The sequence below is a fragment of the Algoriphagus litoralis genome (assembly GCF_003259255.1).
In the GTDB taxonomy this organism is placed as follows: domain Bacteria; phylum Bacteroidota; class Bacteroidia; order Cytophagales; family Cyclobacteriaceae; genus Algoriphagus; species Algoriphagus litoralis.
Genome location: NZ_QGOL01000006.1, coordinates 211,210 through 234,898, shown reverse-complemented (window position 1 = coordinate 234,898; position 23,689 = coordinate 211,210). Strand labels below are relative to the sequence as shown.

Below are 23,689 nucleotides of genomic sequence, written 5' to 3'. Positions count from 1 at the left end.
TCGGAGCCCTTTTCTTTACAGGCCGGTTTGTAGATCAAACTCTTCAAGATAATCTGCTACACGTCTGACGAACATGCCTCCCAGTGCGCCATCTACGACTCGGTGGTCATAGGAATGGGAAAGGAACATTTTGTGACGAATAGCGATCACATCCCCTGTGGGAGTCTCAACAACTGCTGGTTTTTTGACAATTGCACCTACAGCCATGATCGCAACTTGAGGCTGCGGAATGATCGGCGTACCCATTACATTCCCAAAGGACCCAACATTTGAAACTGTATAGGTTCCTCCAGCTAGATCGTCTGCGGTGAGTTTATTATTTCTAGCACGGTTGGCTAAGTCATTCACTTTTTTGGAGATGCCTACCAAGTTAAGCTGATCCGCATTACGGATGACAGGGACGATGAGGTTACCTGAAGGAAGGGCTACAGCCATTCCGATATTGATGTCTTTTTTCTTAATGATCCGATCACCATCTACTGAAATATTGATCATCGGAAAATCCCGGATCGCTTTTGCGATAGCTTCGATGAAAAATGGCGTATAGGTGATCCCCTCCCCATATTTGTTCTTATAGGCTATCTTGTTCTTCTCTCTCCACAGGACGATATTGGTCATGTCTGCTTCTACAAAGGAAGTCACATGGGCCGATATCCGCTTGGAATCTACCATTCGCTGGGAAATCATCTTTCGCATTCGATCCATCTCTATGATCTCGTCACTAGCGGAGATGCTTACTTGGACTTTGGGCTCCGAGATGGATGGTACTACCTTGGATGCTGGAGAAGTTACAGGAGAATCATGTCTGATTTTAAGGTATCCAAGCATGTCCTCTTTGGTTACTCTTCCATCTTTTCCAGTTCCAGGGATTTTGGTGAGTTCTGCAGCGGAGATGTTTTCTTCTTTGGCTATACTTTTCACCAAAGGAGAATAAAAACGTCCATCCTCAGCGGCCGTCTCTTGAGCGGGCTCAGGTTGTGCAAGAATGGCTGCGGTATTTGAGGGGGCATTGGCTACAAGCTCCTCTTTGGCGACTTCAGGTTCTTTTTTGGAAGGAGTGGGAACTCCATTATCAGCTGCAGTTTCGATGATTGCTATTGGAGCACCTACAGCTACCACATCACCTTCTTTGGCAAGGATTTTTTTCAAGACACCGGCATGGGTCGCCGGAACTTCTGTGTCCACTTTGTCGGTAGCTACTTCTAGGACGGATTCATCCTGATCTATGGAATCACCTTCCTTTTTCAGCCAGGTGAGGATGGTTCCTTCTATGATACTTTCGCCCATTTTGGGCATCAGCATTTCTACATTGGCCATAGTGATTTCGGTAATTAAATTGGGTTTAAATTCAAGTTTTAAAATTAAATTTTATTGAACTCCTACCCAAACCTGATTAGTAAAATTTTATTTGTTCTCTTGATTGATGCAAATTCTTAACAGATTTAAAACAGCAACGCCTGTTAATTGAATATTCAGCATTCGGTCCTGCGTCAGTTGAAGCTTTTTAGTCTCGGAAAAGCCCTCTCCTGCACAGCAAATCCAAACTGTCCCTACTGGTTTTTCGGCAGTGCCTCCATCCGGACCCGCTATTCCACTACTGGATAATCCAAAGTCCGAACCAAAAAGCGACCGAACCCCCTGTGCCATTTCCACCACGGTACCTTCACTTACGGCGCCGTAATTTACCAGAGTTTCACGTTTTACACCCAGAATCTTTTCTTTGTACTGATTGTGATATGGGACTACCGATCCTTGGAAATAGGAGGAGCTGCCTGCAATCGATGTAATCAGATGTGCGATATACCCTCCAGTACAGCTCTCTGCCAAAGCTACAGTTTTCCCGTTTTGCTGCAAAAGCTTTCCTATGGCAGTTTCCAATGTCTCTTCATCATAGCCATAGACATACTTTTCGATGGTTGGGAGGATCACCCGGATGTGTTCATCTATTTCTTGTTGGAGTTGGAGTTTTTCGTCTCCAAATCCAGTAAGTCGAAGTTTGACATGACCTAGGGAAGGCAAATAGGCCAATTTGATGTGTTCAGGAAGTGCATTTTCCCAGTCTTTAATCAGATCAGCCAGCCAGCTTTCTCCTATACCCACTGTCTTGATCACTTTGTGAAAAATCACCGGTAGGGGAAAAAGGCTTGGCAGTTTGGGTAAAACGTAGTCCTTCATGAGTTTTTTCATCTCATGAGGTACTCCAGGCATGGACATCCAATAGGTACCGTTTCGCTCAAACCACATACCCGGGGCAGTACCTACTTCATTTGGCACATAGGTGCAGCATGCGGGCAGATGACCTTGGAGGATATTCAATGGTGTCATTTCACGGCCTCTTCGTTGGAAGAAGTCTGTAATGGCTGCCACGGCCGCTGGAACTTCGATTATTTCACATTGGAAGAATTCTGCCAAAAGTGGTTTGGTCAAATCATCCTGCGTGGGACCCAGTCCACCTGTGATCAGGATGATATCTGCGCGTTTTTCAGCTTCTGCGAATGCAGTCAAGATATCTGTGCGGTTATCTCCGACGGTGGTTTTGCGTATCACTTTCACACCCATGAGATCTAGTTCCTGACTGATCCAGTGGCTGTTGGTATCCACGATTTGGCCATAGAGCAATTCGTCTCCGATGGCTATGATTTCTGCTTTTACGAGTTGCATGGGATGAGTATAAGCTATCTTACTTTTGCTTTTTTAATGATTTTGGAAAAAATGCCGGGGAAAAACCGCTTCACTAGTACCGCTAGCGTTTCTTTACCTCCGATGTTGACTTCTTCTTTTTTTCGGATGATGGCTGAAAAAAGTTCTTCTGCACATGCCTCCGGACTCATGCCTTTTTGTTGGGCTTCGTCCATCTGCCCAAGGGCTGTTCCATCTGCCGTCAATGCATTCATGGATACATTGGTCCGGATAAAACCCGGACAAATCATTGTCACGGTGATATTCTCCTGGAAATGCTCTGCCCTAAGCGTGTCAAAAAATCCATGGAGTGCATGTTTGGATGCGGCATAGGAGGAGCGGAAGGGAGAACCAAACTTTCCGACCAAAGAAGAAATCACCGCAAAGTGCCCTGAATTTCTTGAGATAAAATGCGGCAAAATTGCTTTGGTCAAGGCGATGGTGCCAAAGAAATTGACTTCCATCAGTTTCCGGTCCACGTCTAGCGGTGTTTCTCTGATCAGTGAGCGCTGACTGATTCCTCCGTTGTGCAGAAGGATGTCCACTTTGCCAAAATGAGCGATCGCTTCCTTCACTTTATCCTCAAATGTGTCAATCTCCTCCAAGTCTAATCTCAAGACAAAAACTTCTGAAGGAAGACTACAGGCCGACTTAACCCTTTCGAGGGCTTGTGTATTTCGGGCCGAGATGATGACTTGGAAGCCTTCGTTTGAAAATTTCTTTGCGGCAGCCTCACCTATTCCCGAGGAGGCTCCGGTAATCCAAATGACGGATTTTTCCATGGTCAGCTTTTGATTTTCTGGTAAGTCACAAAGGCGAAAGGATATTCATTTTTTTCATCGGCGGGAAAACTGGCGCGGTTGGTTTCCATCCAGATATTGAAATCAATCTCTGGGAAAAAGGTGTCTCCATCAGGTGATGCTTCCACTTCGGTGACCTCTAAAACATCGCATGAATTAATCGTCTCCTGATAGATTTGTCCGCCTCCGATGATGAAAAGTCGTTCCACATCAGTTTTGTTACAAAAAATATATGCTTCTTCTACAGAAGAAAATGCATAATGTCCTTCAGGAACTTCAAAGTCAGGGTTTCTTGTAATTATCAGATGAGTCCGATTGGGTAGTGGCTTCCCAAGTGAATCATAGGTCTTTCTTCCCATCAAAAGGTGATGTCCTGAAGTGAGATTTTTGAATCGCTTGAGATCGGAGGGTAGTTTCCAGATCAGTTGGTTGTCTTTGCCGATGACATTGTTTTTCGCCTTGGCGACGATTAGGGTAATTTGCATCTGGTCATTCTTGGTTTATTCGGCCAGTCGGAATCGCGCAAAAGCACTGTTTGCTATCTAAATCGACGTATTTCGTCGGGCCCGATTCGTACTGGATTCTAAAGTTTGCCTTGAAGTTACCAGTCTTTGCCTTGCAAAAAATGAAAAAGGGCAGAAAAACTGCCCTTTTTTGAAATTAGTTACCGCCTCCTGAAAGCATGTTGGGGTATTCTGTCATGCTGTATTTTTTCGGGCTATTGGTGTCGATTTCGATCACTTTCATGTCCGTGACTGTGCCATCGGTATCGGTAAAAATCATTTCCATGAAGCTTCCTTTTGGAGCATTAGAAAACATGGAGGTGTACCTTTCCATTGTTTTATTTGAAACCATGGGATTGCTCTGAGGAGAAAAGATCGACAAGCCATCGATTGGCTTCTCCGTGATCCAATACCTGCCTTCGCCATCTTCTGATACGACTAGCCATTCTTCGCAATCGTAACCTAGAATCGTTTTAGTGTTACCGGTTTTGGTCAATTTGTATTCTGGATTTTCCAACTGCTCTTCAGCCTCTTCGTCTACGAGTTCTTGAACTTTTTCATAATCCATTTTGATGGCAAAGCTGGACTTCTGACCGTCACTTGACATCAACATTACCATGGCTTCATTTTTGGTGTCCATGATCGTAGTGGTGGTGTTTTCAGGCTTTTTGGGATCTTGGAAATTCATGCCCATGAATTCGGGTTCCTGAGAAAGTAAATAGTTAATTCTGACGGGCTCTTCCGATTTTCCTTTTTTATCTGTGCTGGTCACTTCCATCACCATAAATCCGGTAAAGGAATATTCCGATTCGGTAGTTGCAGGCTCCATCATTCCGCCCATCATTCCCTCAAGCGCATTATTTCCGGCTTTTTCTGCCTTTTCATTGGCTTTGTTGGTGGCTGCATTTGTCGCAGCGTTTGCGGCGGCGTTTTGAATTTTCTTCAGAAGTTGAGCTTGGGCAGGTATTGCAAGCAGTAAGCCTCCCAAAATTAGCGTGCTTAAAATTACTTTTTTCATAGTTAGAGGAGTTAAAAACTGAGTCTAAGTTCCTAAAATTGAGTGAGAATCACAGAAAAATTATGAAAAAAGTGGTGACTCAGATTTTAAGTCCCCGAAGCAATTCCTCGATTTTCATCCGCTTTTTCCCCTCCAATTGAAGTTCGAGTACTTGGAGCGTACCTTTGCCTGTTTGAAATTTCAGATAGGTTTTGCTGTCTGATTCCCATTCTCCAGACTGTTTTCCAAGCATGTTTTTTTCTTCAAAAGTGGTTTTGAAAATCTTGCAGGTTTTATCCTGAAACTCCGTCCAAGCCGCAGGATAGGGGGAAAGTCCGCGAACTAGATTATGGATATTCTCGGCGGATTGGGACCAATCGATTTTGCAGGTTTCTTTGAAGATCTTCGGCGCGTGGTGAAGTGCTTTGGACTCGTCCTGCACACTTGGATTTACTTCATCTTTTGAGATCGCTTCTACAGTTTTGACTACCAAATCCGCTCCGATGGTCATCAGTTTCTCATAGACGAGACCCAAGTCATCAGTGGGTAGAATCGCAACTTTTTCTTGGAAAATAATACTTCCTGTATCGATTTCATGCTTGAGAAAAAAGGTCGTCACCCCCGTTTCTTTTTCTCCGTTGATGATGGCCCAATTGATCGGAGCAGCACCGCGGTAATCGGGGAGGAGGGAAGCGTGGAGGTTAAAAGTACCTAATGGAGGCATATTCCAAACTGCTTCTGGCAACATCCGGAATGCCACTACGATTTGAAGATCGGCATTCAGATCTCTTAGCTCTTGTTGGAATTCTGGGTTTTTGAGGTTAGTAGGTTGCAGGATATGGAGCCCCAGTCTCTCAGCGGCTTCTTTCACGGGAGAACCCACAAGCTTTTGTCCACGGCCTTGTGGTTTGTCGGGAGCGGTGATGACCGCTACCACATTCCAACCAGCTACTACCAGTTTTTCCAGGGCTGGTACCGCAAATTCCGGCGTGCCCATGTACACTAATCTCAGGGATTTACCCGGTGCTACTTCGTTATTCGACATTCGATGTTCTTTATTCAATATTTAAAATTTGGGATTTGAGAATAGGAATTCTCAGAAGTTGCTATTCTTTAGCTCTCATTTTCATGTATTCTAAGAAATCCCACCCTTTCCTCATTCTATTTTCTGCAGGAGTTCTTTTAGGATTTCTATCTGTAAATTCATTATAATAAAACCCTTCACATTCAATAGTTTTCACATAGTATAAAATTATGTCTTCGAAGCTATCTTTTGTGAAAAAGCCATATTGATAAACTTGATCAGGTATCCTTTCAGTTAATAATTGATAGGAGTAAATGAATCCTTTCAAATCAAGTCGCCCCATACCGAGATCATTCGACCCAAATTCAAAATAATTACTCGTACCTGTTTGATAAGTTATTTTAACGCTGAGTTTGTATCCTCCTGTTGAAAAGGATTTAATCATTTTCCAATTCTAGCAAAAATTAAATGAGTCAATTCGAATAAGGACTTTGTCTGGAATTGGAAAATTCAATTTGACGTCCTTTTCTTCTGCTTTATTTCTGATTAAGTTCTGATCAATTCCTAAATCTGACGATTTAAACTCATTGTTTTTTTGAATCTTCCATTCTTCAAATTGAGATATTCTTTCTTTTTCGATTGAAATTGGATCTTTAAGTTTTTTTCTCTTCTTGTCTATGAAGTAATGTTTTGCAATGTAATTGCCTAATTCCGCTTTAATGTATTCAACTTTCAACTCAGGTTTACGTTGTTTTGTGGGAGGTTCCTCAAAGCCTTTCGATGAAAAAGTAATTTTTTCTATTTCTTGGCCTAAAGCTGTAGATAAAAATATGATAGATAAAAATGCTATAAAAATGTGTTTCACTATAGAATTTATTAAATGGGATTACAACTTCTTATCCAATTAAATACTTAGGCTTATTGAAATTAAATCTTTTTGCAAAGCGAGGTCGACATTAAAAATCGATCTCAAATAATGAATCTGTTGGTAATATTGAATTAGGTGGAACTGGTGGAAAATCGTGAATTTCACTTATCATGATAAGGAGGGGATATTTTTCTTGTAATGAATCTAGCGGTAATGATTCGGATATTTGTTCTGTCAGAAATTTTTGATATCCTGCTGCTAATTTCCCAATAAAATCTTCTAACACTATCAGTTCTTTTTCAGGATATAATGCAATTTCAAAAATTGCTTCATGAGGATTGTCGGATAAGGCTGGGTCATGCGCATAATTAAGAATGTTTAGTTTAATTAGACTGTCCAAGTCACTTTTCAAATATTCTGACTTGGACCATGATCTGGACTCATACATCCACCTCCCGTCTTGCATACTGAAATAAAGAGTTCTCCGCCACCCTGCAATAGCAGTGCAATACATTGGGTGGCCAAAAACTTGGATTCCCGTATTAGCTTGAGGATCAAATTTTCTTTTCTTAAAATTATAAGGCAAGGTTAGACAACCCTTTTCCTTTTCATTCAGCACTTGACAATATAGCTCAGTTAAATCGCCAACTGTTTTTACTGAATCAAGATTTGTCAAAAAAGTATTTTCTCCTTTTAAGGGAAACAATTTCGCAGAAAAATCAGAGTTTTTGCCCCTGCAACTGCCTAAAAAGATTAGCCAAAGGAAAATTCTTATCATATTTTTTTGATTTTCAAGATCCTTATCGAACGGATTCAACGATTCACGGGGTTTTTATTGCCTCTGGAAGATACTTAATCAATTTCCTCATAGTAGTATGAGTAATCAATTCCTTTCATATACATCTCTCTGCTGTCAATCTGATCGGTTAGGGCGTTTTCCAGTAACTTTTTTAATTGGCTGGAATCAACGGGACTTTTCACCATAGCGTTCATATATGCTGTTTTGCCGATTTTACTCCAATCCACACATTTTTTTAGTCGTTTTTTCAAAATCAAGTCCAGCCAAATACGAGCACTTCTACCATTACCTTCCATAAAAGGATGAGCAACGTTCATTTCAACGTATTTGTCGATGATTTCTTCCAAAGTATTTTCCGGCATTTGGTCTATTTCAATTAGTGCAGCCTCAAGAAACTGAACCATTGCAAACTGGAATCCTCCCTTAGAAATATTTTTCTGTCTGATCTGTCCAGCAAAGTCATATAGTCCTCCAAACAAATAGGAATGGATTTGCTGCAAGCCTTTGGTGGTGCCGACTTCGATGCCATCGATAAGAGAACTGCCGAAAAGTGCATAAGCTTTTGTTTTGCTCTTTCCATCTATGGTTTCGTCGCTATATGTGAACCATTCGATAAATCGGTTGGCTTTTGTGCCGGGAAAAGTTTTTCCCAAAGCAATAATGCCTTCGTAGTCAAGCATATCCGACCTGTATTTTTTTCCATCTGCAGCGGTTAATTTCAGTTGGGTAGTGGTACTAACCAACTGACTTCCTTCTTTCTTGAGTTTGGATTTCAGGTATTTCCAATAGTTGCGCGTTTTGCTATAGTCATCTTGATTGGTAAGCACTGCAATGATATCCAACACCGAAAACCACCATTTGGAATTCGTCTCATCCCAAAGCGCACGAACTTCCCGGTCGTCAAAAAATCGAATGGATATTTTTTGGGGATCTTTCATTGGAAGAATCTGGGATTTGTATTTGGAGAGACTAATCTCAAATTTCAAATCTCAAATTAATTATAAATCAAATATTTATCCCTCTTCGCTTTATACTCCTCAAGTCCTGCTTTCCAGCTTTCCCGAATTTCCGCCTCAGTTTTTCCTGCCAGAATCTGCTTTTTCAATTCGTCTGTTCCGACTAGGGTATTGAAGTAATTGTTGAAAAACTTCTCTTTCATGCCTGATTTAGTGTAAGCATCGAGGAGGTACGCCAAGGTAAACTGATGATCCAGCGATTCACCACGCAAATCACGGCCATAGCAAAGCTTGTCCTGTAGCGGAGGCGTTTTGGACATCCCGTCAATACTAACCGGAGTGAACTGGAATTCACCAAATTTGGGATCCGGATAGCCATACACCTGAAAAGGAAAATAGGTGCCTCGACCCAATGAAACCACTGTTCCTTCGAAAAGGCAGGTGCTCGGGTAGAGCTTAATGGCTAGATCCGTCGGAAGATTTGGGGAAGGTTTTACAGGTAGACTGTAGGCCATTTTGCGATTCCAGTTGGCAACTGGAATCACTTCAAGGTCTGCAGTAATTCCACCTTTCAGCCATTTTTCTCCATTGATCATCTTGGCTAGTTCCCCTACGGATAAACCATGTACAATCGGAATATTGTGCATGCCTACAAAGGATTCAAATCCGGGTTTGAGCATCGGACCATCGATGTAGCCTCCATTTGGGTTTGGTCGATCGAATATGATGATCTTTTTTCCCTGCTCGGCACAGGCTTCCATGACATAATGCATCGTGCTGATGTAGGTGAAAAAGCGTGTTCCCACATCCTGAAGGTCAAAAATCACCACATCCAAATCTGTGATCTGAGCGGCTGAAGGTTTCTTGTTGTTTCCATAAAGCGAAACGATCGGCAATCCGGTTTTTTGGTCGATGCTATTGTCCACTTTCTCCCCGGCATCTGCTGTACCACGGAATCCGTGCTCAGGTACAAATACTTTTTTGACTTGAACTCCTTTTTCCAATAGAAAATCCACCACATGCTTGTTGGCAGATTGAGGCATGATGCTGGTTTGATTTCCTACAAAGCCAACTCTTTTACCCTGGAGCAGTGGCATATAAAGATCGGATTGTTCTGCGCCTGTGAGAATCGGCCCTTGGGCTGATACCGATAAGACATGGAAAAGGCTGAGAGAAAAAGCCAAAAAGTAGATCAGGAATGAATTTTTCGTTTGCTTCATGCTATTTTGCGGGGATTTTGAACAAATTAAAAGGATTATCCGGTCCTTTGCTAGCAGATTCAGGAATGATTGAAGTACGGCGGATAATCGTCCACCGTCGACAGTTGACCGTCCACCGTCGGCGGCCAATCCAAGAAAATCCGCTTAGTATTTCGAAATCATTTACCAAGTTTTGAACCAAAAAAGCTCCTTTTTGAACCTTTCCTATTTCATCGCCAAAAGAATCAGTTTCAGACAGGCCGGAGGTTTTTCGGGAACTATTCACCGAATTGCCGTGGGAAGTCTGGCCTTGGGGCTTGGCGTTTCTATCCTGGCCATCATGGTGTTGGGAGGTTTTCAAAATACGGTTTCAGAACGTGTATTCGGGTTTACTGGGCACTTTCAGGTACAGCGCTTTCAGATGAGCAATGCCTTTGAGGAAGCGCCATTTTCACTTAACTCTGAGTTTGTTCAAAACTCAAAAAACCTGCCATTCATCACCCGAATCCAATCTATTGCACACAAAGCTGCCTTGCTCAAAGGGGAAGAAGAGGTGGAAGGGATCTTGATGAAAGGTGTCGGAAGAGATTTTGACACACTGGCTTTTGCAAATTATCTCACAGATGGCAGGATGCTTCATTTGCCTGACTCAGGCACGAGTAATGAAATTTTACTAAGTAAGTTCATCGCAAATAAATTGCTTCTAAATGTTGGGGATAAAGTCACCTTGTATTTTGTCCAGGATCCTCCCCGATTCAGAAGAGTAGAAGTTGTGGGGATTTTTGAGACGTATCTCGAAAACTTTGATGAGAAAATCGTGATCGGCGAACTGCAGACTATCCGAAATCTGAATGGCTGGACGGCTGAGCAGGTTGGAGGACTGGAGGTTTTTGTTGATAATCCGAAAAAGACGGACGAATACTTTCCTTTAATTGAAGAGGAAATGGACCTCGATCTGAAGTTGATTGATAGTCAGGATCGTTTCTTGGAAATATTTGATTGGTTGAGGTTATTGGATACCAATGTGGTCGTGTTTATTTCTCTGATTGGTTTTGTAGCGATTTTCAACATGGGAGCGATACTTTTTATCCTAATTATGGAACGAACCCAAATGATTGGTTTGCTCAAGGCACTGGGAGCGAGAAATATGCATGTGCGTCGTATTTTCTTTTGGAATGGAATGAAAATCTTGGGTAGAGGTCTATTGATTGGCAATTTGATCGGACTGGGAATCGGTTTTTTGCAAGACCAGTTTAGACTTGTACCTCTGGATGCAGCCAGTTATTACATGAGCTATGTGCCGATTGACTGGAATTGGCCAGTATTTATCTGGCTCAATGCAGGAATTGCGTTGTTGACAGCTTTGGTGCTTTGGATTCCGGTATTGGTGATCTCTAAGGTAGATCCAATCAAATCGATTCGGTTTGATTGAGCTTGTAGGGCGATAAAATACTTTTGATTTTCATCCAAATTACTCCCAGTACAGCTTCTTTAAAGATTCCTCGACTCATTTTTGAAGTGCCTTTGGTACGGTCTGTGAAGATGATCGGTACTTCGGTGATTTTGAACCCGAGCTTCCAGGTCGTGAATTTCATTTCAATCTGGAACGCATAGCCAATAAATCGTACTTCGTCCAGTTTAATTCCCTCAAGTACGCTTCGATGATAGCACTTGAATCCTGCTGTGGCATCTTTAATGGGAAGTCCCGTAATGAACTTGACATATACACTTGCAAAATATGACATTAGAACACGCCCCATTGGCCAGTTGACCACGTTTACACCGGTGATGTATCGGGATCCTATTGCAAGGTCATGGCTTCTGTCTTTTACTGCTTCATACAGACGAATCAGATCTTTGGGATCATGTGAAAAATCACAATCCATTTCAAAAATGAAGTCATAGGATCGCTCCAAGGCCCATTTGAACCCTCTGATGTAGGCAGTTCCCAAGCCAAGTTTGCCTTGTCGCTCTACGAGGTGGAGACGGTCAGGATAGGAGGTTTGTAGCGATTTGACTACTTCTGCAGTACCGTCCGGTGAACCATCATCGATGATCAGCAATTCAAAATCTCCCTCCAATCCCATGACTGTCAGAACCATTTCTTTGATGTTCTCCAGTTCATTGAAGGTGGGGATGATGACGAGTTTTCGGTGGTTCATAGTGCTATCAAAGGTCAAAAGTAAGATTTCGCATGGATTTTTGAAGAATGGTCAGCGTGAAAGTTGCTTAAAAGCTAGTTTTGAAATAAAAAGCGTATGACCCACCAAATAGCCATTGTCAGTTATTTTTCTATCGGGGCCTATGATACCGACACGGTAGATGAAGATAGAATTCTGTCAGAAGTTTTGGGTGAGTTAGGAATCTCACATGAAATCGTGATTTGGTCCGATCCGGATGTGGAATGGGAGAAGTTTACCTGCCTGTTGATTAAATCAGTCTGGGATTATTTCGATTACTATCCTGAGTTTCTGGATTGGATCGAACGAATGAAAGCCCTAAAAATTCCTGTTTGGAACGATTTGGAGACGATCAAATGGAATTCTTCCAAAGAATATCTGCTGGAAATAGAGCAGAGAGGATTTCCGGTGATCTCAGGCTTGATTTTGGAAGCTGAGTCGGCACCTGAGCTCGATTTGATCCGAGAAAAAATCCAGTCTGATACCATTGTAATAAAGCCTCTGGTCAGCGGCGGAGCTAAAAATACCTTGAAAATTAAGCTGTCAGAATGGGATAATTATTCTCAAAAACTGAAAGATCTCCTTCAAGAGGAAGATTTCTTAGTTCAGCCATTTATTCCCGAGGTAGCTGAAGTAGGTGAGTATTCGCTCTTGTTTTTCAATGGGAGATTTTCGCATGCTGTACTCAAAACCCCAGCAAAATCTGATTTTCGAGTGCAACATTACTTTGGAGGGACGATTCAGGTCATCACTCCTACACCGGAAATGCTTGAGTCCTGTCAAAAAGTAATGAATACTTACGCTCCAAATACACTTTACGGGAGAGTCGACGGGGTCGAGATCAACGGAGTTTTTCATTTGATGGAGTTGGAATTGATCGAGCCGTATCTGTTTCTGGCTCTTTCGGATGATGCAATACCGAATTATCAAGAAGCGCTGAGGAAGCGGCTGTTGAACGAGTAGATTTACCAGTTCAGCGGCACAACTTCTCTAGGTGGCTGATTGCGTAGTCACTGCCTTTGTTGGCAGCTTCCTGGATCAGTTTACATCCTTCGGGATTGCCCATTTTAGCCATACAGATCCCTTTTTTTGCCAATGCTTCAATGTGATTTGGGTTCTTGGTCAGGATAAAATCAAAATCCTCTAAAGCCCAGGGTAGGTAGCCGATTTTCATCATTGCAAAACCTCTGTTGTATCGTGCAATCAGGTTGTCGGGCTCTTTCATAATGTAGGTATTGAAGGAGGCTGCTGCACCGTTTACATCACCTCGATTGGCTCGGGCCATGCCTGTGTAGAAATATACCTGAGAATAGTCCGGATTTAACTTTTCTGCTTGTTTGAAAAATATTTCTGCCCGTTCGAAGTTTTTGAGCATCAATTGGGATCGTCCAGCCAGATATAAATAGTCGAAATTTTTCGGGTCAAGACTGGAGGCCTTCAGGATATACAGCTCTGCACTGGGGAAGTGTTCTTTTTTGAAGAGAATCTTACCGATCCCTGCATGCGCCTGTGCGTAGTTGGGATCGATGGAAATAATCCGATCGTAATCTTCCATCGCTTCATTGTACTGTTCCAATTCCTCATAGGCCCGAGCTCGCAAATGCAGGGATTTGATGTCGGTACCATGGAAAAAAAGCCTTCGGTTCACCGCAGAAATAGCTTCCTCATATTTCCCTGCCTCGTATAGTGCCTCTATCTGTATAGGGTCAGCAGTACAGGAAAAAATTAAAAATAAAGATGAAAATATGGTGAAGAAATGAACGAGTCGCTTCATAACTAAAGAAAAACAAATAATTAGAAATCAAGAAATTCTCAAATGGAATTTTAAATGATTTAACTTTTATCCCATCGAGAATGATGCTTGAAGTAAAGCAGCCGAAACTAAACAGAATAATTATCTAATTTTTATGTGGCCAGGGTCACGTTCGTCTGAAGCCTTGCAGCTGACGTAGTATTGAGCGATCCTGCTGACGCCAAGTAGTTTGGGGCAAAAACTGTAAAATCAAAGGACTTACCCCTTTGGGGTAACAACTGATATCTTTAAACTCCTAAAAAAATTCATTTACATAACTCATCCAAGTGACTCAGCGCGTAGTCACTGCCTCGGTTTGCTGCCTGCTGAATCAATTTGCATCCCTCAGGATTGCCCATCTTGGCCAAGCAAATTCCTTTCTTTGCCATCGCTTCGATATGATTAGGATTTTTGGTTAAAATAAACTCAAAATCCTCCAAGGCATAAGGGATATACCCTAATCTCATCATCGCAAAACCCCTATTGTATCGAGCCACAAGATTGTCGGGCTCTTTGTTTACATAGGAGTTAAAGGATACCGCTGCACCTTCGACTTCCCCTCTATTTGCTCTTGCCATGCCCATATAGAAATGAATCTGAGCGAAATCAGGATCAAGTTTCTCAGCCAAAGTAAGAAACCGTTCTGCTTTATCCCACTTTCCAACCATCAGCAAGCAGCGACCTGCTAGGTAAAGTATATCAAAATTTTCAGGGTCTATAGTTGACGCCCTAAGGATATATAATTCTGCCTGAGCGTATTTTTCTTGTTCGAAAAGGATTTTTCCGATTCCGGCAAAGGCTTGGGCGTAATTTTCATCAATCGAAATGATCCTTTCGTAATCCTTAATTGCATTGTCAAACTGCTCCAATTCCTCATAGGACCTTGCCCTCATGTGCAGAAATTTGACATCCGTCACATGAAAAAATAGTCTTTTATCAATTTCGGAGATGGTCTGCTCAAATTTACCCGCATTGTACATCGCCTCTATTTCGGCCGGATCGACGGCACAAGAAAAAAGGAAGGATAAAGATGAAAATATCGTAAGAATATGAATGAGTCGTTTCATAACGAAATAAACAAAAATAAATAGATATGAAAAAATGCACGGAGGAATATTTGATAGATTTCAATTTACTCTAGCGAAAAGCTAAAGGCTTTCACATTCGATATATCGGTGTAAGCCTGAGCACCTGAGAGCGAGGTCCCGAAGTCGAAAGCCAATCCCCGACGATCCAAATATTTCAAATTTCCCAATTCTCTTTGTCTGGGTGTTGAATTTGAAAACCAGTTTTTTACCGAGAGACACTTACCATTTTCTAAATCCTGTCAAGTTCTCGCTTGGTAAAGCCGCTTTCTGCATCTCCGGTATTCAGGGTGGTGGCAGGTTCAAATAGCATCACCCAGACCTCCTCGTCGGCCACTGGTCGGTGTTCGATGCCTTTTGGGACGATCAAAAATTCGTTTTCCTCAATCAAGATGGTCTTATCTCGCAATTCCATTTTTAGCGTTCCTTTGCACACTAGGAATAACTCGTCTTCCTCATCATGTTTGTGCCAGACAAATTCACCCTGAAGTTTGACCAATTTGACATGCTGACCATTGAGCTCGCCGATGATTTTTGGGGACCAGTGGTCCTTGAAATGAGCGAATTTTGCAGCTAGGTTTACCTTTTCCATTTCGATTCTACCGAGAAATTAATCTCAAATTTTTAAAACGATTAACAATTTACTTTGATTTTCCTGCTGTCAACTTCCAACTACCTACCGGTGACTTGTTAAAGCACTCCTTTGGTGCTGGGCAACTGATTGATGTTTCTCGGGTCCCGCATCACTGCCATCTTGATTGCTCGAGCCAGACCTTTGAAGGTTGCTTCGATTTTGTGATGTTCATTTTCGCCTTCGATCTTGATGTTCAGATTACACTTTGCAGTATCAGAGAAGGACTTAAAGAAGTGGTAAAACAGCTCCGTAGGCATATCCCCAACTTTCTCGCGCTTGAATTCACCTTCCCAAACCAGCCAAGGACGCCCTCCAAAATCAATCGCCACCTGTGCCAATGCATCATCCATTGCCAATAAGAAACCATAGCGATAGATTCCTTTTTTGTCACCCAATGCCTTGAGATAGGCTTCACCCAAAGCCAAAGCGGTATCCTCTATCGTGTGATGCTCGTCGATGTGTAAATCGCCATTTACTTTGATTTCCAAATCAGTGCTTCCATGCTTTCCCAATTGCTCCAGCATGTGGTCGAAAAAATGCAAGCCCGTCGAAATTTTGCATTGCCCGCTTCCATCCAGATTTAACTTGATGTAAATGTCCGTCTCTGAGGTTTTTCGGACTACTTCCGCCGATCGGGGAGGCATCTTGAGAAAATTGTAAATCTCGTCCCAGTCTTTGGTGGAAAGTGCTGCTTCCGGATTTTCATCACCGATGAAAATAGCTTTACTACCCAGATTTTTTGCCAGTTCCACATCTGTCTTGCGATCACCAATCACATAGGAATTGGCTAGATCGTATGCCTCAGTGAAATATTGCGTGAGCAAACCTGTTCTCGGCTTTCGGGTGGGTGCATTTTCATGTTCGAATGTTTTGTCCACATGAATCGCTTTGAAAAAAACATTTTCCTGCTCCAGCGTTTTGAGCATTTTGTATTGTGCTGGCCAAAAGTCTTTTTCCGGAAAAGAATCCGTCCCCAAACCATCCTGATTGGTCACCATGACGAGTTCGTAGTCCAGTTCCTCTGCGATTTTGCGGAGGTTTGAAATGGCCTTTGGAAGGAATTCCAGTTTTTCAAGGCTGTCTACCTGAAAGTCTGTTGGCGGTTCTTTGATGATCGTGCCGTCCCGATCTATAAAGAGTACTTTTTTCATTTACGATTTATGATTTTCGGTGGTTAATGGGGGTACTTTTTTGGGTAGATAGTTCCGGAGAAATGAACATTGAGAATCATTAATATTCTTCCTTGAAGTAACGTTGCAACCTCAAGGGTTAAAACTGCTTTTCTATAATCAAATATTCCTTCTTAGAGAAGGAAGGTGATTTTATCCTGACTTAATCTCAGATTAATTCTTACTAATTACTTTACCAAAAAACCTTTCTCTTGCATCGATATATTTAAGGTTTTCGTTTTTGATTATCCATGCAATTTCAAACAATTCAAATAAATGTGACATGGCAAGAGGTCTTGTTGGATCACCTGGTAAAGAATGAAAGCCAGCCTTTTCTGAAATAGATAATTGATTACCGTTGTCATTAAGAGTAACATAGACAATCGTTTTGGAATCATCTCCAGACATTTCTTCCTCGATATCCCATTTCCATCTTAAATTATCAGTGGCACCTACAAGAATGATGTTATCCTCTATTTTTAGATAATTAACAACAAGGTGGGAAATATGATCCTTCATACTTAAAGTAACCTCTTATTTAATTAAAATAATAGATTTTCAAATTACCAATATCGAATACTGAATTTCGAATAATGAAGTAAATCCAATATTTCAATCCAAACAAACCTTTCTCAAAGCCCCCAAAAGCGCCTCATTTTCATTCCTCGTTCCGACAGTAATCCTCAGGCAATCTGCGCAAAGGAGAACTTTGGCCCTGTTTCGTACGATGACTTTCTCAGCGATCAGATCATCATAGACCTGATTTGCATTTGGGATTTGGACCAAAAGAAAATTAGCGTGAGAAGGATGAACCTTCTGTACAAAAGGAAGAGTTGCGAGTTCGTTTTGAAGAAAAGTGCGTTCCTCCAGAATTTCGTGAATCATCCGGTCGACTTTTTCCTTGTTTTGGATTGCTGCCAAAACAGTCTCCTGCGTCAAGCCTGAGATGTTGTAAGGCGGCTTGATACGATTTAGAATCCGTATAATTTCCTCGCTTGCAAATGCCATCCCAAGTCGCAAAGAAGCCAATCCCCAAGCTTTGGAGAAGGTTTGCATCACAAGTAGATTAGGAAAGTTTACCAGTTCAGTGGTGAAACTTGGCTCATCACTAAAGTCAATGTAAGCTTCATCCACGACCACCAATCCCTTGAAATTCTTCAACAAAAAGCAAATGTCTTCCCGATTGGCTTTATTGGCTGAGGGATTGTTTGGTGAACAGATAAAGAGGATTTTGGAATTCGCGTCCGCTGCAGCCAAAATATTATCCGGTTGTAGTTGGAAGTCCTCAGTGAGGGAGACTTTTCTGATTTCCACATCATTGATTCCAGCGCTGACCTCGTACATACCGTAGGTTGGAGGGAGCAGAATGACATTGTCTTTGCCGGGATTGCAAAAAGCACGGAAAAGCAAATCAATCGCCTCATCAGAGCCATTCCCCAAGAAAATCTGAGTGGGGCGGACTTGCTTGATTTTGGAAATTTCTACTTTCAGCTCACTTTGATAGGGATCAGGATAGCGATTGAAATCCTGCTCTGTGATGGATCCAAATGGGTTTTCATTTGCATCCAAAAAGACCCCAATCTTGCCGGTATATTCATCTCGGGCGGAAGTGTAGGGCTGTAGTTTTGCGATGTGTGGTCGCAAAAGCAAGTTTAGATTAAAGCTCATTTCTTCTTTTCTTTCAAGTAGTTGAGACGAATTGTTACCGCATTTTTATGCGCTTCGAGCAGTTCATTCGCCGCCATCACTTCTACAGTAGGGCCGAGTTTTCTTAGTCCTTCAGCTGTGATTTTTTGGTATGTGATTTTCTTGACAAAACTGTCCAAAGATACACCGCTGTAATTGCGTGCATAACCATAAGTAGGAAGCGTGTGGTTGGTTCCTGAGGCGTAATCACCTGCGGATTCAGGTGTAAAATTACCAATGAAAATGGATCCTGCATTGTAAATCGCAGCTACCGCTTCCTCTTCATTTTCCACTGCAATAATCAAGTGCTCTGGTGCATAGTCGTTGATCAGAGCTAAGGCTTTTTCCGGATCTTCCATGACCACTGCGGTCGAGTTAGCCAGCGCTTTGAAAGCAATGTCTTTTCTCGGTAGCTTTTCCAGTTGTTCGTTGATTTCTTTGAGGACTTTTTTGGCAAATTTCTCTGAAGGAGTCACCAATACCACCTGAGAGTCTACGCCATGCTCGGCTTGGGAAAGTAAATCCGAAGCGACAAAAGCGGGAATGGCCGTCTCATCTGCATATATCAAAACTTCAGAAGGACCTGCGGGCATGTCGATCGCTACGCCATATTTAGTCGCCAATTGCTTGGCAGCGGTCACGTATTGATTACCCGGACCAAAAATTTTGTCCACCTGAGGTACACTATCAGTGCCAAAGGCCAATGCGGCTATTGCCTGAGCACCACCTACTTTGACGATTTTATTGATGCCGATCAACGAGGCAGTATACAGGATAGCTGGATGAATTTTTCCTTCCCGATTAGGAGGAGAACAGAGCACAATTTCAGTGCATCCTGCCAGCTTTGCGGGAACTCCCAGCATCAGCACTGTGCTGAAAAGCGGGGCCGTTCCTCCGGGGATGTATAATCCAACCCGCTGGATCGGAACACTTTTTCTCCTGCATATCACTCCTGGCATTACTTCCTCGATGAGTTCGGACTGCATCTGTGCGGCATGAAAACGCTCAATGTTTGCCTTGGCGACTTGAATGGCTTCTTTTAGTTCTTTGCTGACCAGTGCTGCAGCCCCTTGAATTTCTTCCTCTGACACAAGCAAACTATCCAGATGGACATGGTCGTACTCCTGTGCAAATTTTTTCAATGCTTTGTCGCCACTTCGCTCTACTTTTTTCAAGATCGGCTTGACGATTTTGTTGATTTCCTTGGTTTTCTGGACAGGACGGGCCAGTTGTTTTTTCCACTTTTCGGGTGAAGGATTGACCAGGAGTTGCATATGTTTTGGATTGAAATGCTGAAATTCTCTTTAGATTACCATTTTTTCGATCGGGACGACTAAGATTCCCTCTGCGCCTGCAGCTCGGAGTTCTTCGATATTTTCCCAAAACTGATCCTCACTCAAGACCGAATGGACAGAAGACCAACCGGGCTGTGCCAAAGGTAAAATGGTGGGGCTTCTCATTCCCGGAATCAGGCTGATGATTTTGTCAAGGGAGTCATTTGGTGCATTAAGTAAGACGTATTTGCTGCTTTTGCCTTTCTGAACCGCATTGATCCGGAATAGCAGTTTGTCAAGGATCGCTTTTTTCCAATCTGCTAGATTCTTGTTTCCAATCAGGACCGCTTCTGACTTGAAGACTTCTTCGACTTCTTTGAGTCCATTCATCATCAGGGTAGAGCCGGAGCTGACGATGTCAAAAATCCCTTCAGCCAATCCGATGCTCGGAGCAATCTCTACCGAACCGCTGATTTCGTGGATTTCAGCGTTGATTCCCTCTGCTTTTAAGTAGTCACCCAAGATTTTTGGGTAGGAAGTGGCGATATTTTTGCCCTCAAAATAGGAAACTCCCGAATAGTCTTCACCTTTTGGAATGGCCAATGAAAGACGGCATTTGGAGAATCCCAGAGTTTTCAGCGTCAGGACATCTTTGTCTTTTTCGACCACTTCATTTTGTCCGACAATGCCCAGATCGGCCACGCCATCAGCGACATAGCCAGGAATGTCATCATCTCTCAGGAAAAGAAATTCAACAGGGAAATTGGTGGAAGTGGACTTCAATTTGCCAGTTCCGTTATAAAATTTGATGCCACACTCTTTGATTAGGCTGAGTGAGTCATCGGAAAGTCTGCCGCTTTTTTGGACAGCAATGCGGATTATTTGTTCCATGGGGACAAGTTACGCTAGTAAAGTTTTGGAATAAATTAAATTTTGGTGAATGGCCGAATCCCTGTCATCAGTCTCACCGGGTGGGGTGTATGTCTCTTCCTCAGGAGGAATGATGGAAATGATGCAACACATGGGCGTGCTGACCTAAAGCTAAAAATTCAATATTTCTATTGGTGTTTTCCATTTACGATGGCAAAGATAGAACTGCAGAAAGAACATGCAAGCGAGGAAATGGTTTTTTGAAAGAATTAAAATCAATTTTTCAAGAGATGAGAATTGTTTATTCTTTTGACAAAATACCGATTCGAATTCCAACGGAACGATGGGAGCATGTGATTTTGGGCCATCCCGAAATGATAGATTTTGAAATTGAAGTATTTGAAACTCTATCTAATCCGGATGTTGTTTTTGAGGGGAATAATTTGGAGAAAATCGCGGTTAAAGATTATTTGATCAACTTAGGGAAGATTATCGTTGTTGTTTACAAAGAGTTAAATAAAGAGGACGGCTTCTTAGTTACTTCCTTTTTGACTTCGAAAATGAGTAGATTGGAAAAGAAAAAAATGATATGGAAGAAATAGCATATAGAGATATAAAAGAAGTTTTGCCTTATTTCCTAAAGCATAAATTTCTTTGGACAAATTATGATGATAAAGCGGACGTTTTATATGTTCATTTTAAAGAAAAGGCAATTTCTGATGATTCCGAAGTCACTAAAGATGATTTGATTATCCGGTATGAAAAGGGGGAGGTTGTAGGAATTACTGTTTTAAATGCGAGTAAGCGGATGTGATTATTGTCAATAGGTTTTTTTAATCGACAAAATCAATCTGCAAATGCCTGATTGGCTTTTCTCCCATCAGGTGCTCGATAAAGTAATCCCAGCGCTTCTTAGTAAAATAATCTCCCGGAGGACGGCCAAAACTGTGATTTCGGCTTGGCCAGATGAATAAGTCAAAGTCTTTTCCTGCTTTGATTAGGTTTTCTGCGAGTTTGAAGGTGGCCGAGGGATTGACATTTTCATCGATGCCGCCATGGGCCAACAGCAGGTGTCCTTTCAGATTTGCTGCATTGGTAATGTTGGATTGCTCGTGATAATAGTCGCCCACAGGGTAGCCCATGTACATCTCCGGCCACCAAGCTTTCTCCATTCGGAAGTCATGATCTCCAGCCGAAGCTACTCCTACTTTGTAGAAATCAGGATGCAAAAGCATCGCCCGTCCCGCATCGTATCCACCAGCCGAATGCCCGAAAATCCCCACTTTTGTGATATCAATGAATTTCACCTTGCTGGCAAGTTGAGTAATAGCCAGCACATGATCGGTGGTGCCATCGCCGAGATTGTGGTAGGAGGCATCCGAGAAAGCCTTCGACCGCCCAAATCCACCTAATCCGTCCACAGTCACGACCACAAATCCAAGCTCAGCCATGGGTTGCTGATGTCCAAGAAGTCCTGCTTTGAAGGTCTTTGGTGTGGTAGATGTATGGGGACCGGAATAGGTGTAATCGATGATTGGGTACTTATTCTTAGCGTTGAATATAGTTGGAAGAAAGTAAACGCCGTGGATTTCTGTTTTCTTGTCCTTTGCGATAGCAGTAAACGGGACAGGTGAAGTATAACCCCGGCTTTTGAGGTTTGAAATGTCCGCCTCTGAGATTTTTTGCAGATGCTTCCCGGATTTCAGCTCGATCAAAATCGATTGTGTGGGCTGATTTACCGTGGAATAATTATCGACTGCCAGTTTTCCATCCGGAGAAATATATACTTCATGATAGGCGTTTTCAGGGGTTAATTGCTCCAAGCCCGAACCATCCAAATTGACGCGATATAGGTGATTGAAATATGGATTTCGTCCGGGTTCTTTGCCAGAGGCTTCAAAGTAGACCACACCATTTTCCTCGTCAAAATGACTCAATTTATTCACCACATATTCGCCAGAGGTGATGGCATTGATTTCTTTGCCTGATTCCCAGTCAAAAAGATATAAGTGATTCCAGCCTGATTTTTCTGAACTCAGGATAAACTGACCGTTTTTCAGTCTACGGAAAATATTGTCCCGATTCACATGAGTAGGAGAGGATTCCGAGATGATTTTTCGAGTATCAAAAGTCTCGGCATCGAGTTCGATCAGGTGGTATTGCTTGTAGCCCCGGGGAATCTGGAATCCGCTGAGCTTCTTGCCATCATCCGACCAGCGCATAGTGATCCCAATAAAATGCGGCGTAGTCAGTTCGGGGAGCTTCCGTTCTGTCCTTTTTTCAAGATCAAAAACTACAGGAATATAGTGAACCACAGTACTGTCTCCAGGGGATCCGCGGTAGTATGAGAGTAATTCCGGTCGGAATTTTTCGTCTTTGCTCCAATCTAGGAGATACATTTTTTCTGCAATTCTCAAATCCACTATCTGGGTAAAAATCTTTTTGGAATCTGGTGACCAATTGACCATGAAGTGGGCAGGCCGTTCTCCGTTTTCTCCATAGATCATATCACTCCACCCCCAATAAGAGGCGTATTCAAAGTCCTTTTTCCCATCAAAACTTAGCTGGATTTCTTCCCCTGAAGTCAAATTTTTGATAAACAGGTTATAGTTTCGGCTAAAAGCCTTCCATTTCCTGTCCGGAGAAAATGACTCCATTTCGTTGCGTTCTGTGACTGGAATTGCGGTGAGTGATCCATTGTCGATATTCCAGGTCCAGTTTTGATTTTTCCAGAGGAAGGTGACTGTTTTCCCATTGGCGACCGATACACGCTCGATAGGTAAGTCAGCTTGATCGATTGGTTCTGCTGTCTTTTCCTGAAGGGCTCTGGCCAATGCTGCATGGTCAAATGCTTCTTCGGTCTCAAAGCTGGAAGTGTTGGTTTTGAAAAATCGCTTTCCACTTGAAGTATAAGTCGAGTGAATAAAGCCTTTGCTTCCATCCGTCCAGCTGGGAATGACTTCCAAATGATAAACCTGTTTCTGGAGATTTCCTGTCAAAAAGTAAGCTGCCCTCCGGTAGGTTTCTTCTGTGATTTGAGCTTTTCCTTCTTTTGCGTGACCAAACATTAGTAGACTAGTTAATGTCAGGTTGAGCAAGCGTAACGTGGCGTTCATACAAGAAATAGTTAGGTGCAGCAAAATTAAATTATGAAAAAAGAAACAGGATCAATCC

25 protein-coding genes are annotated in these 23,689 nt (G+C 42.4%); 4 read left to right on the top strand and 21 right to left on the bottom strand.

Translation table 11 applies throughout. The annotated features are described in order from the left end of the window. Positions 1-15: 15 nt before the first annotated feature. The 11 genes from DK188_RS06765 to DK188_RS06715 all read right to left on the bottom strand — a co-directional run bounded on the left by DK188_RS06765 (position 16) and on the right by DK188_RS06715 (position 9,846). A complete protein-coding gene (locus DK188_RS06765; RefSeq protein WP_111670047.1) occupies positions 16-1,317 on the bottom strand; it encodes a dihydrolipoamide acetyltransferase family protein in 1,302 nt (433 codons plus the stop codon). Between the two features lie 87 nt (positions 1,318-1,404). Continuing rightward, a complete protein-coding gene (locus tag DK188_RS06760; protein WP_111670046.1) occupies positions 1,405-2,661 on the bottom strand; it encodes a competence/damage-inducible protein A in 1,257 nt (418 codons plus the stop codon). 14 nt (positions 2,662-2,675) lie between these two features. Next, positions 2,676-3,461, bottom strand: a complete 786-nt coding sequence (locus DK188_RS06755; protein WP_111670045.1) for an SDR family oxidoreductase — start codon at positions 3,459-3,461, stop codon at positions 2,676-2,678. A 2-nt stretch (positions 3,462-3,463) separates the two neighbouring features. Next, the gene (locus DK188_RS06750) at positions 3,464-3,964 is read right to left on the bottom strand and encodes a dihydrofolate reductase (RefSeq protein WP_111670044.1); all 501 of its coding nucleotides are present in this window, start codon (positions 3,962-3,964) and stop codon (positions 3,464-3,466) included. Between the two features lie 175 nt (positions 3,965-4,139). Further along, positions 4,140-5,000, bottom strand: a complete 861-nt coding sequence (locus DK188_RS06745) for a DUF4412 domain-containing protein (RefSeq protein ID WP_111670043.1) — start codon at positions 4,998-5,000, stop codon at positions 4,140-4,142. A gap of 79 nt (positions 5,001-5,079) precedes the next feature. Further along, a complete protein-coding gene (fmt, locus tag DK188_RS06740; protein WP_198672975.1) occupies positions 5,080-6,024 on the bottom strand; it encodes a methionyl-tRNA formyltransferase in 945 nt (314 codons plus the stop codon). A gap of 61 nt (positions 6,025-6,085) precedes the next feature. Then, positions 6,086-6,448, bottom strand: a complete 363-nt coding sequence (locus DK188_RS06735; RefSeq protein WP_111670042.1) for a hypothetical protein — start codon at positions 6,446-6,448, stop codon at positions 6,086-6,088. Between the two features lie 9 nt (positions 6,449-6,457). Further along, complete coding sequence (locus tag DK188_RS06730; RefSeq protein ID WP_111670041.1) at positions 6,458-6,868, bottom strand: hypothetical protein; 411 nt, start codon at positions 6,866-6,868, stop codon at positions 6,458-6,460. A 91-nt stretch (positions 6,869-6,959) separates the two neighbouring features. Further along, positions 6,960-7,649 (bottom strand): hypothetical protein, encoded by a 690-nt coding sequence (locus DK188_RS06725; RefSeq protein ID WP_157963182.1) that lies wholly within the window; start codon positions 7,647-7,649, stop codon positions 6,960-6,962. Positions 7,650-7,723: 74 nt separating this feature from the next. Then, a complete protein-coding gene (fic, locus tag DK188_RS21680; protein ID WP_111670211.1) occupies positions 7,724-8,608 on the bottom strand; it encodes a protein adenylyltransferase Fic in 885 nt (294 codons plus the stop codon). Positions 8,609-8,664: 56 nt separating this feature from the next. Beyond that, entirely contained in the window at positions 8,665-9,846 is a 1,182-nt protein-coding gene (locus DK188_RS06715; RefSeq protein WP_111670039.1) for an exo-beta-N-acetylmuramidase NamZ family protein, read from the bottom strand. A gap of 193 nt (positions 9,847-10,039) precedes the next feature. Between DK188_RS06715 and DK188_RS06705 the strand changes: the two genes are divergently transcribed. Further along, the gene (locus DK188_RS06705; protein ID WP_111670210.1) at positions 10,040-11,257 is read left to right on the top strand and encodes an ABC transporter permease; all 1,218 of its coding nucleotides are present in this window, start codon (positions 10,040-10,042) and stop codon (positions 11,255-11,257) included. Here the strand turns inward: DK188_RS06705 and DK188_RS06700 are convergent. Further along, entirely contained in the window at positions 11,235-11,987 is a 753-nt protein-coding gene (locus tag DK188_RS06700) for a polyprenol monophosphomannose synthase (RefSeq protein ID WP_111670037.1), read from the bottom strand. The genes DK188_RS06705 and DK188_RS06700 overlap by 23 nt on opposite strands. 96 nt (positions 11,988-12,083) lie before the next feature. Here DK188_RS06700 and DK188_RS06695 point away from each other — a divergent pair, with 96 nt between their 5' ends. Beyond that, complete coding sequence (locus DK188_RS06695) at positions 12,084-12,968, top strand: ATP-grasp domain-containing protein (RefSeq protein ID WP_111670036.1); 885 nt, start codon at positions 12,084-12,086, stop codon at positions 12,966-12,968. A 10-nt stretch (positions 12,969-12,978) separates the two neighbouring features. On the opposite strand, the gene DK188_RS06690 is transcribed toward DK188_RS06695, so the two are convergent. The 8 genes from DK188_RS06690 to hisG all read right to left on the bottom strand — a co-directional run bounded on the left by DK188_RS06690 (position 12,979) and on the right by hisG (position 20,536). After that, entirely contained in the window at positions 12,979-13,779 is an 801-nt protein-coding gene (locus tag DK188_RS06690; RefSeq protein WP_111670035.1) for a tetratricopeptide repeat protein, read from the bottom strand. 284 nt (positions 13,780-14,063) lie between these two features. Then, positions 14,064-14,864 (bottom strand): tetratricopeptide repeat protein, encoded by an 801-nt coding sequence (locus tag DK188_RS06685; protein ID WP_111670034.1) that lies wholly within the window; start codon positions 14,862-14,864, stop codon positions 14,064-14,066. A 250-nt stretch (positions 14,865-15,114) separates the two neighbouring features. Further along, positions 15,115-15,474, bottom strand: coding sequence for a cupin domain-containing protein (locus DK188_RS06680; RefSeq protein ID WP_111670033.1), 360 nt, complete (start codon positions 15,472-15,474; stop codon positions 15,115-15,117). Between the two features lie 98 nt (positions 15,475-15,572). Further along, on the bottom strand, positions 15,573-16,667 hold the full coding sequence (gene hisB / locus DK188_RS06675; protein WP_111670032.1) for a bifunctional histidinol-phosphatase/imidazoleglycerol-phosphate dehydratase HisB: 1,095 nt from the start codon (positions 16,665-16,667) through the stop codon (positions 15,573-15,575). 192 nt (positions 16,668-16,859) lie between these two features. Continuing rightward, positions 16,860-17,204, bottom strand: coding sequence for a hypothetical protein (locus DK188_RS06670; RefSeq protein ID WP_111670031.1), 345 nt, complete (start codon positions 17,202-17,204; stop codon positions 16,860-16,862). Between the two features lie 93 nt (positions 17,205-17,297). Next, positions 17,298-18,353 (bottom strand): histidinol-phosphate transaminase, encoded by a 1,056-nt coding sequence (gene hisC / locus DK188_RS06665; RefSeq protein ID WP_111670030.1) that lies wholly within the window; start codon positions 18,351-18,353, stop codon positions 17,298-17,300. Continuing rightward, a complete protein-coding gene (gene hisD / locus DK188_RS06660; RefSeq protein WP_111670029.1) occupies positions 18,350-19,645 on the bottom strand; it encodes a histidinol dehydrogenase in 1,296 nt (431 codons plus the stop codon). The genes hisC and hisD overlap by 4 nt, the downstream gene beginning before the upstream one ends. Positions 19,646-19,675: 30 nt before the next feature. Next, positions 19,676-20,536, bottom strand: a complete 861-nt coding sequence (gene hisG / locus DK188_RS06655; RefSeq protein WP_111670028.1) for an ATP phosphoribosyltransferase — start codon at positions 20,534-20,536, stop codon at positions 19,676-19,678. A 173-nt stretch (positions 20,537-20,709) separates the two neighbouring features. Between hisG and DK188_RS06650 the strand changes: the two genes are divergently transcribed. Together DK188_RS06650 and DK188_RS06645 are read left to right on the top strand one after the other, a co-directional pair. Further along, positions 20,710-21,117 carry a hypothetical protein gene (locus DK188_RS06650; protein ID WP_111670027.1) on the top strand — a complete coding sequence of 136 codons (408 nt, stop codon included), beginning with the start codon at positions 20,710-20,712 and terminating at the stop codon, positions 21,115-21,117. Beyond that, positions 21,105-21,329, top strand: a complete 225-nt coding sequence (locus DK188_RS06645; protein ID WP_111670026.1) for a DUF2283 domain-containing protein — start codon at positions 21,105-21,107, stop codon at positions 21,327-21,329. Before DK188_RS06650 ends, DK188_RS06645 begins: the two co-directional genes overlap by 13 nt. A gap of 19 nt (positions 21,330-21,348) precedes the next feature. Here the strand turns inward: DK188_RS06645 and DK188_RS06640 are convergent, their stop codons facing one another. Further along, a complete protein-coding gene (locus DK188_RS06640) occupies positions 21,349-23,631 on the bottom strand; it encodes a S9 family peptidase (protein ID WP_111670025.1) in 2,283 nt (760 codons plus the stop codon). Positions 23,632-23,689 lie beyond the last annotated feature (58 nt).

Excerpts from the sequence above, each read along its gene's own strand:
- DK188_RS06750 (WP_111670044.1), bottom strand. The coding sequence starts at position 3,964 with ATGCAAATTACCCTAATCGTCGCCAAGGCGAAAAACAATGTCATCGGC.
- DK188_RS06680 (WP_111670033.1), bottom strand. The coding sequence starts at position 15,474 with ATGGAAAAGGTAAACCTAGCTGCAAAATTCGCTCATTTCAAGGACCAC.
- DK188_RS06645 (WP_111670026.1), top strand. The coding sequence starts at position 21,105 with ATGGAAGAAATAGCATATAGAGATATAAAAGAAGTTTTGCCTTATTTC.
- hisB (WP_111670032.1), bottom strand. The coding sequence starts at position 16,667 with ATGAAAAAAGTACTCTTTATAGATCGGGACGGCACGATCATCAAAGAA.
- hisG (WP_111670028.1), bottom strand. The coding sequence starts at position 20,536 with ATGGAACAAATAATCCGCATTGCTGTCCAAAAAAGCGGCAGACTTTCC.
- DK188_RS06715 (WP_111670039.1), bottom strand. The coding sequence starts at position 9,846 with ATGAAGCAAACGAAAAATTCATTCCTGATCTACTTTTTGGCTTTTTCT.
- DK188_RS06725 (WP_157963182.1), bottom strand. The coding sequence starts at position 7,649 with ATGATAAGAATTTTCCTTTGGCTAATCTTTTTAGGCAGTTGCAGGGGC.
- DK188_RS06735 (WP_111670042.1), bottom strand. The coding sequence starts at position 6,448 with ATGATTAAATCCTTTTCAACAGGAGGATACAAACTCAGCGTTAAAATA.
- DK188_RS06640 (WP_111670025.1), bottom strand. The coding sequence starts at position 23,631 with ATGAACGCCACGTTACGCTTGCTCAACCTGACATTAACTAGTCTACTA.
- hisC (WP_111670030.1), bottom strand. The coding sequence starts at position 18,353 with ATGAGCTTTAATCTAAACTTGCTTTTGCGACCACACATCGCAAAACTA.
- hisD (WP_111670029.1), bottom strand. The coding sequence starts at position 19,645 with ATGCAACTCCTGGTCAATCCTTCACCCGAAAAGTGGAAAAAACAACTG.
- DK188_RS06690 (WP_111670035.1), bottom strand. The coding sequence starts at position 13,779 with ATGAAGCGACTCGTTCATTTCTTCACCATATTTTCATCTTTATTTTTA.
- DK188_RS06685 (WP_111670034.1), bottom strand. The coding sequence starts at position 14,864 with ATGAAACGACTCATTCATATTCTTACGATATTTTCATCTTTATCCTTC.
- DK188_RS06745 (WP_111670043.1), bottom strand. The coding sequence starts at position 5,000 with ATGAAAAAAGTAATTTTAAGCACGCTAATTTTGGGAGGCTTACTGCTT.
- fic (WP_111670211.1), bottom strand. The coding sequence starts at position 8,608 with ATGAAAGATCCCCAAAAAATATCCATTCGATTTTTTGACGACCGGGAA.
- DK188_RS06765 (WP_111670047.1), bottom strand. The coding sequence starts at position 1,317 with ATGGCCAATGTAGAAATGCTGATGCCCAAAATGGGCGAAAGTATCATA.
- DK188_RS06755 (WP_111670045.1), bottom strand. The coding sequence starts at position 3,461 with ATGGAAAAATCCGTCATTTGGATTACCGGAGCCTCCTCGGGAATAGGT.
- fmt (WP_198672975.1), bottom strand. The coding sequence starts at position 6,024 with ATGTCGAATAACGAAGTAGCACCGGGTAAATCCCTGAGATTAGTGTAC.
- DK188_RS06670 (WP_111670031.1), bottom strand. The coding sequence starts at position 17,204 with ATGAAGGATCATATTTCCCACCTTGTTGTTAATTATCTAAAAATAGAG.
- DK188_RS06695 (WP_111670036.1), top strand. The coding sequence starts at position 12,084 with ATGACCCACCAAATAGCCATTGTCAGTTATTTTTCTATCGGGGCCTAT.
- DK188_RS06700 (WP_111670037.1), bottom strand. The coding sequence starts at position 11,987 with ATGAACCACCGAAAACTCGTCATCATCCCCACCTTCAATGAACTGGAG.
- DK188_RS06760 (WP_111670046.1), bottom strand. The coding sequence starts at position 2,661 with ATGCAACTCGTAAAAGCAGAAATCATAGCCATCGGAGACGAATTGCTC.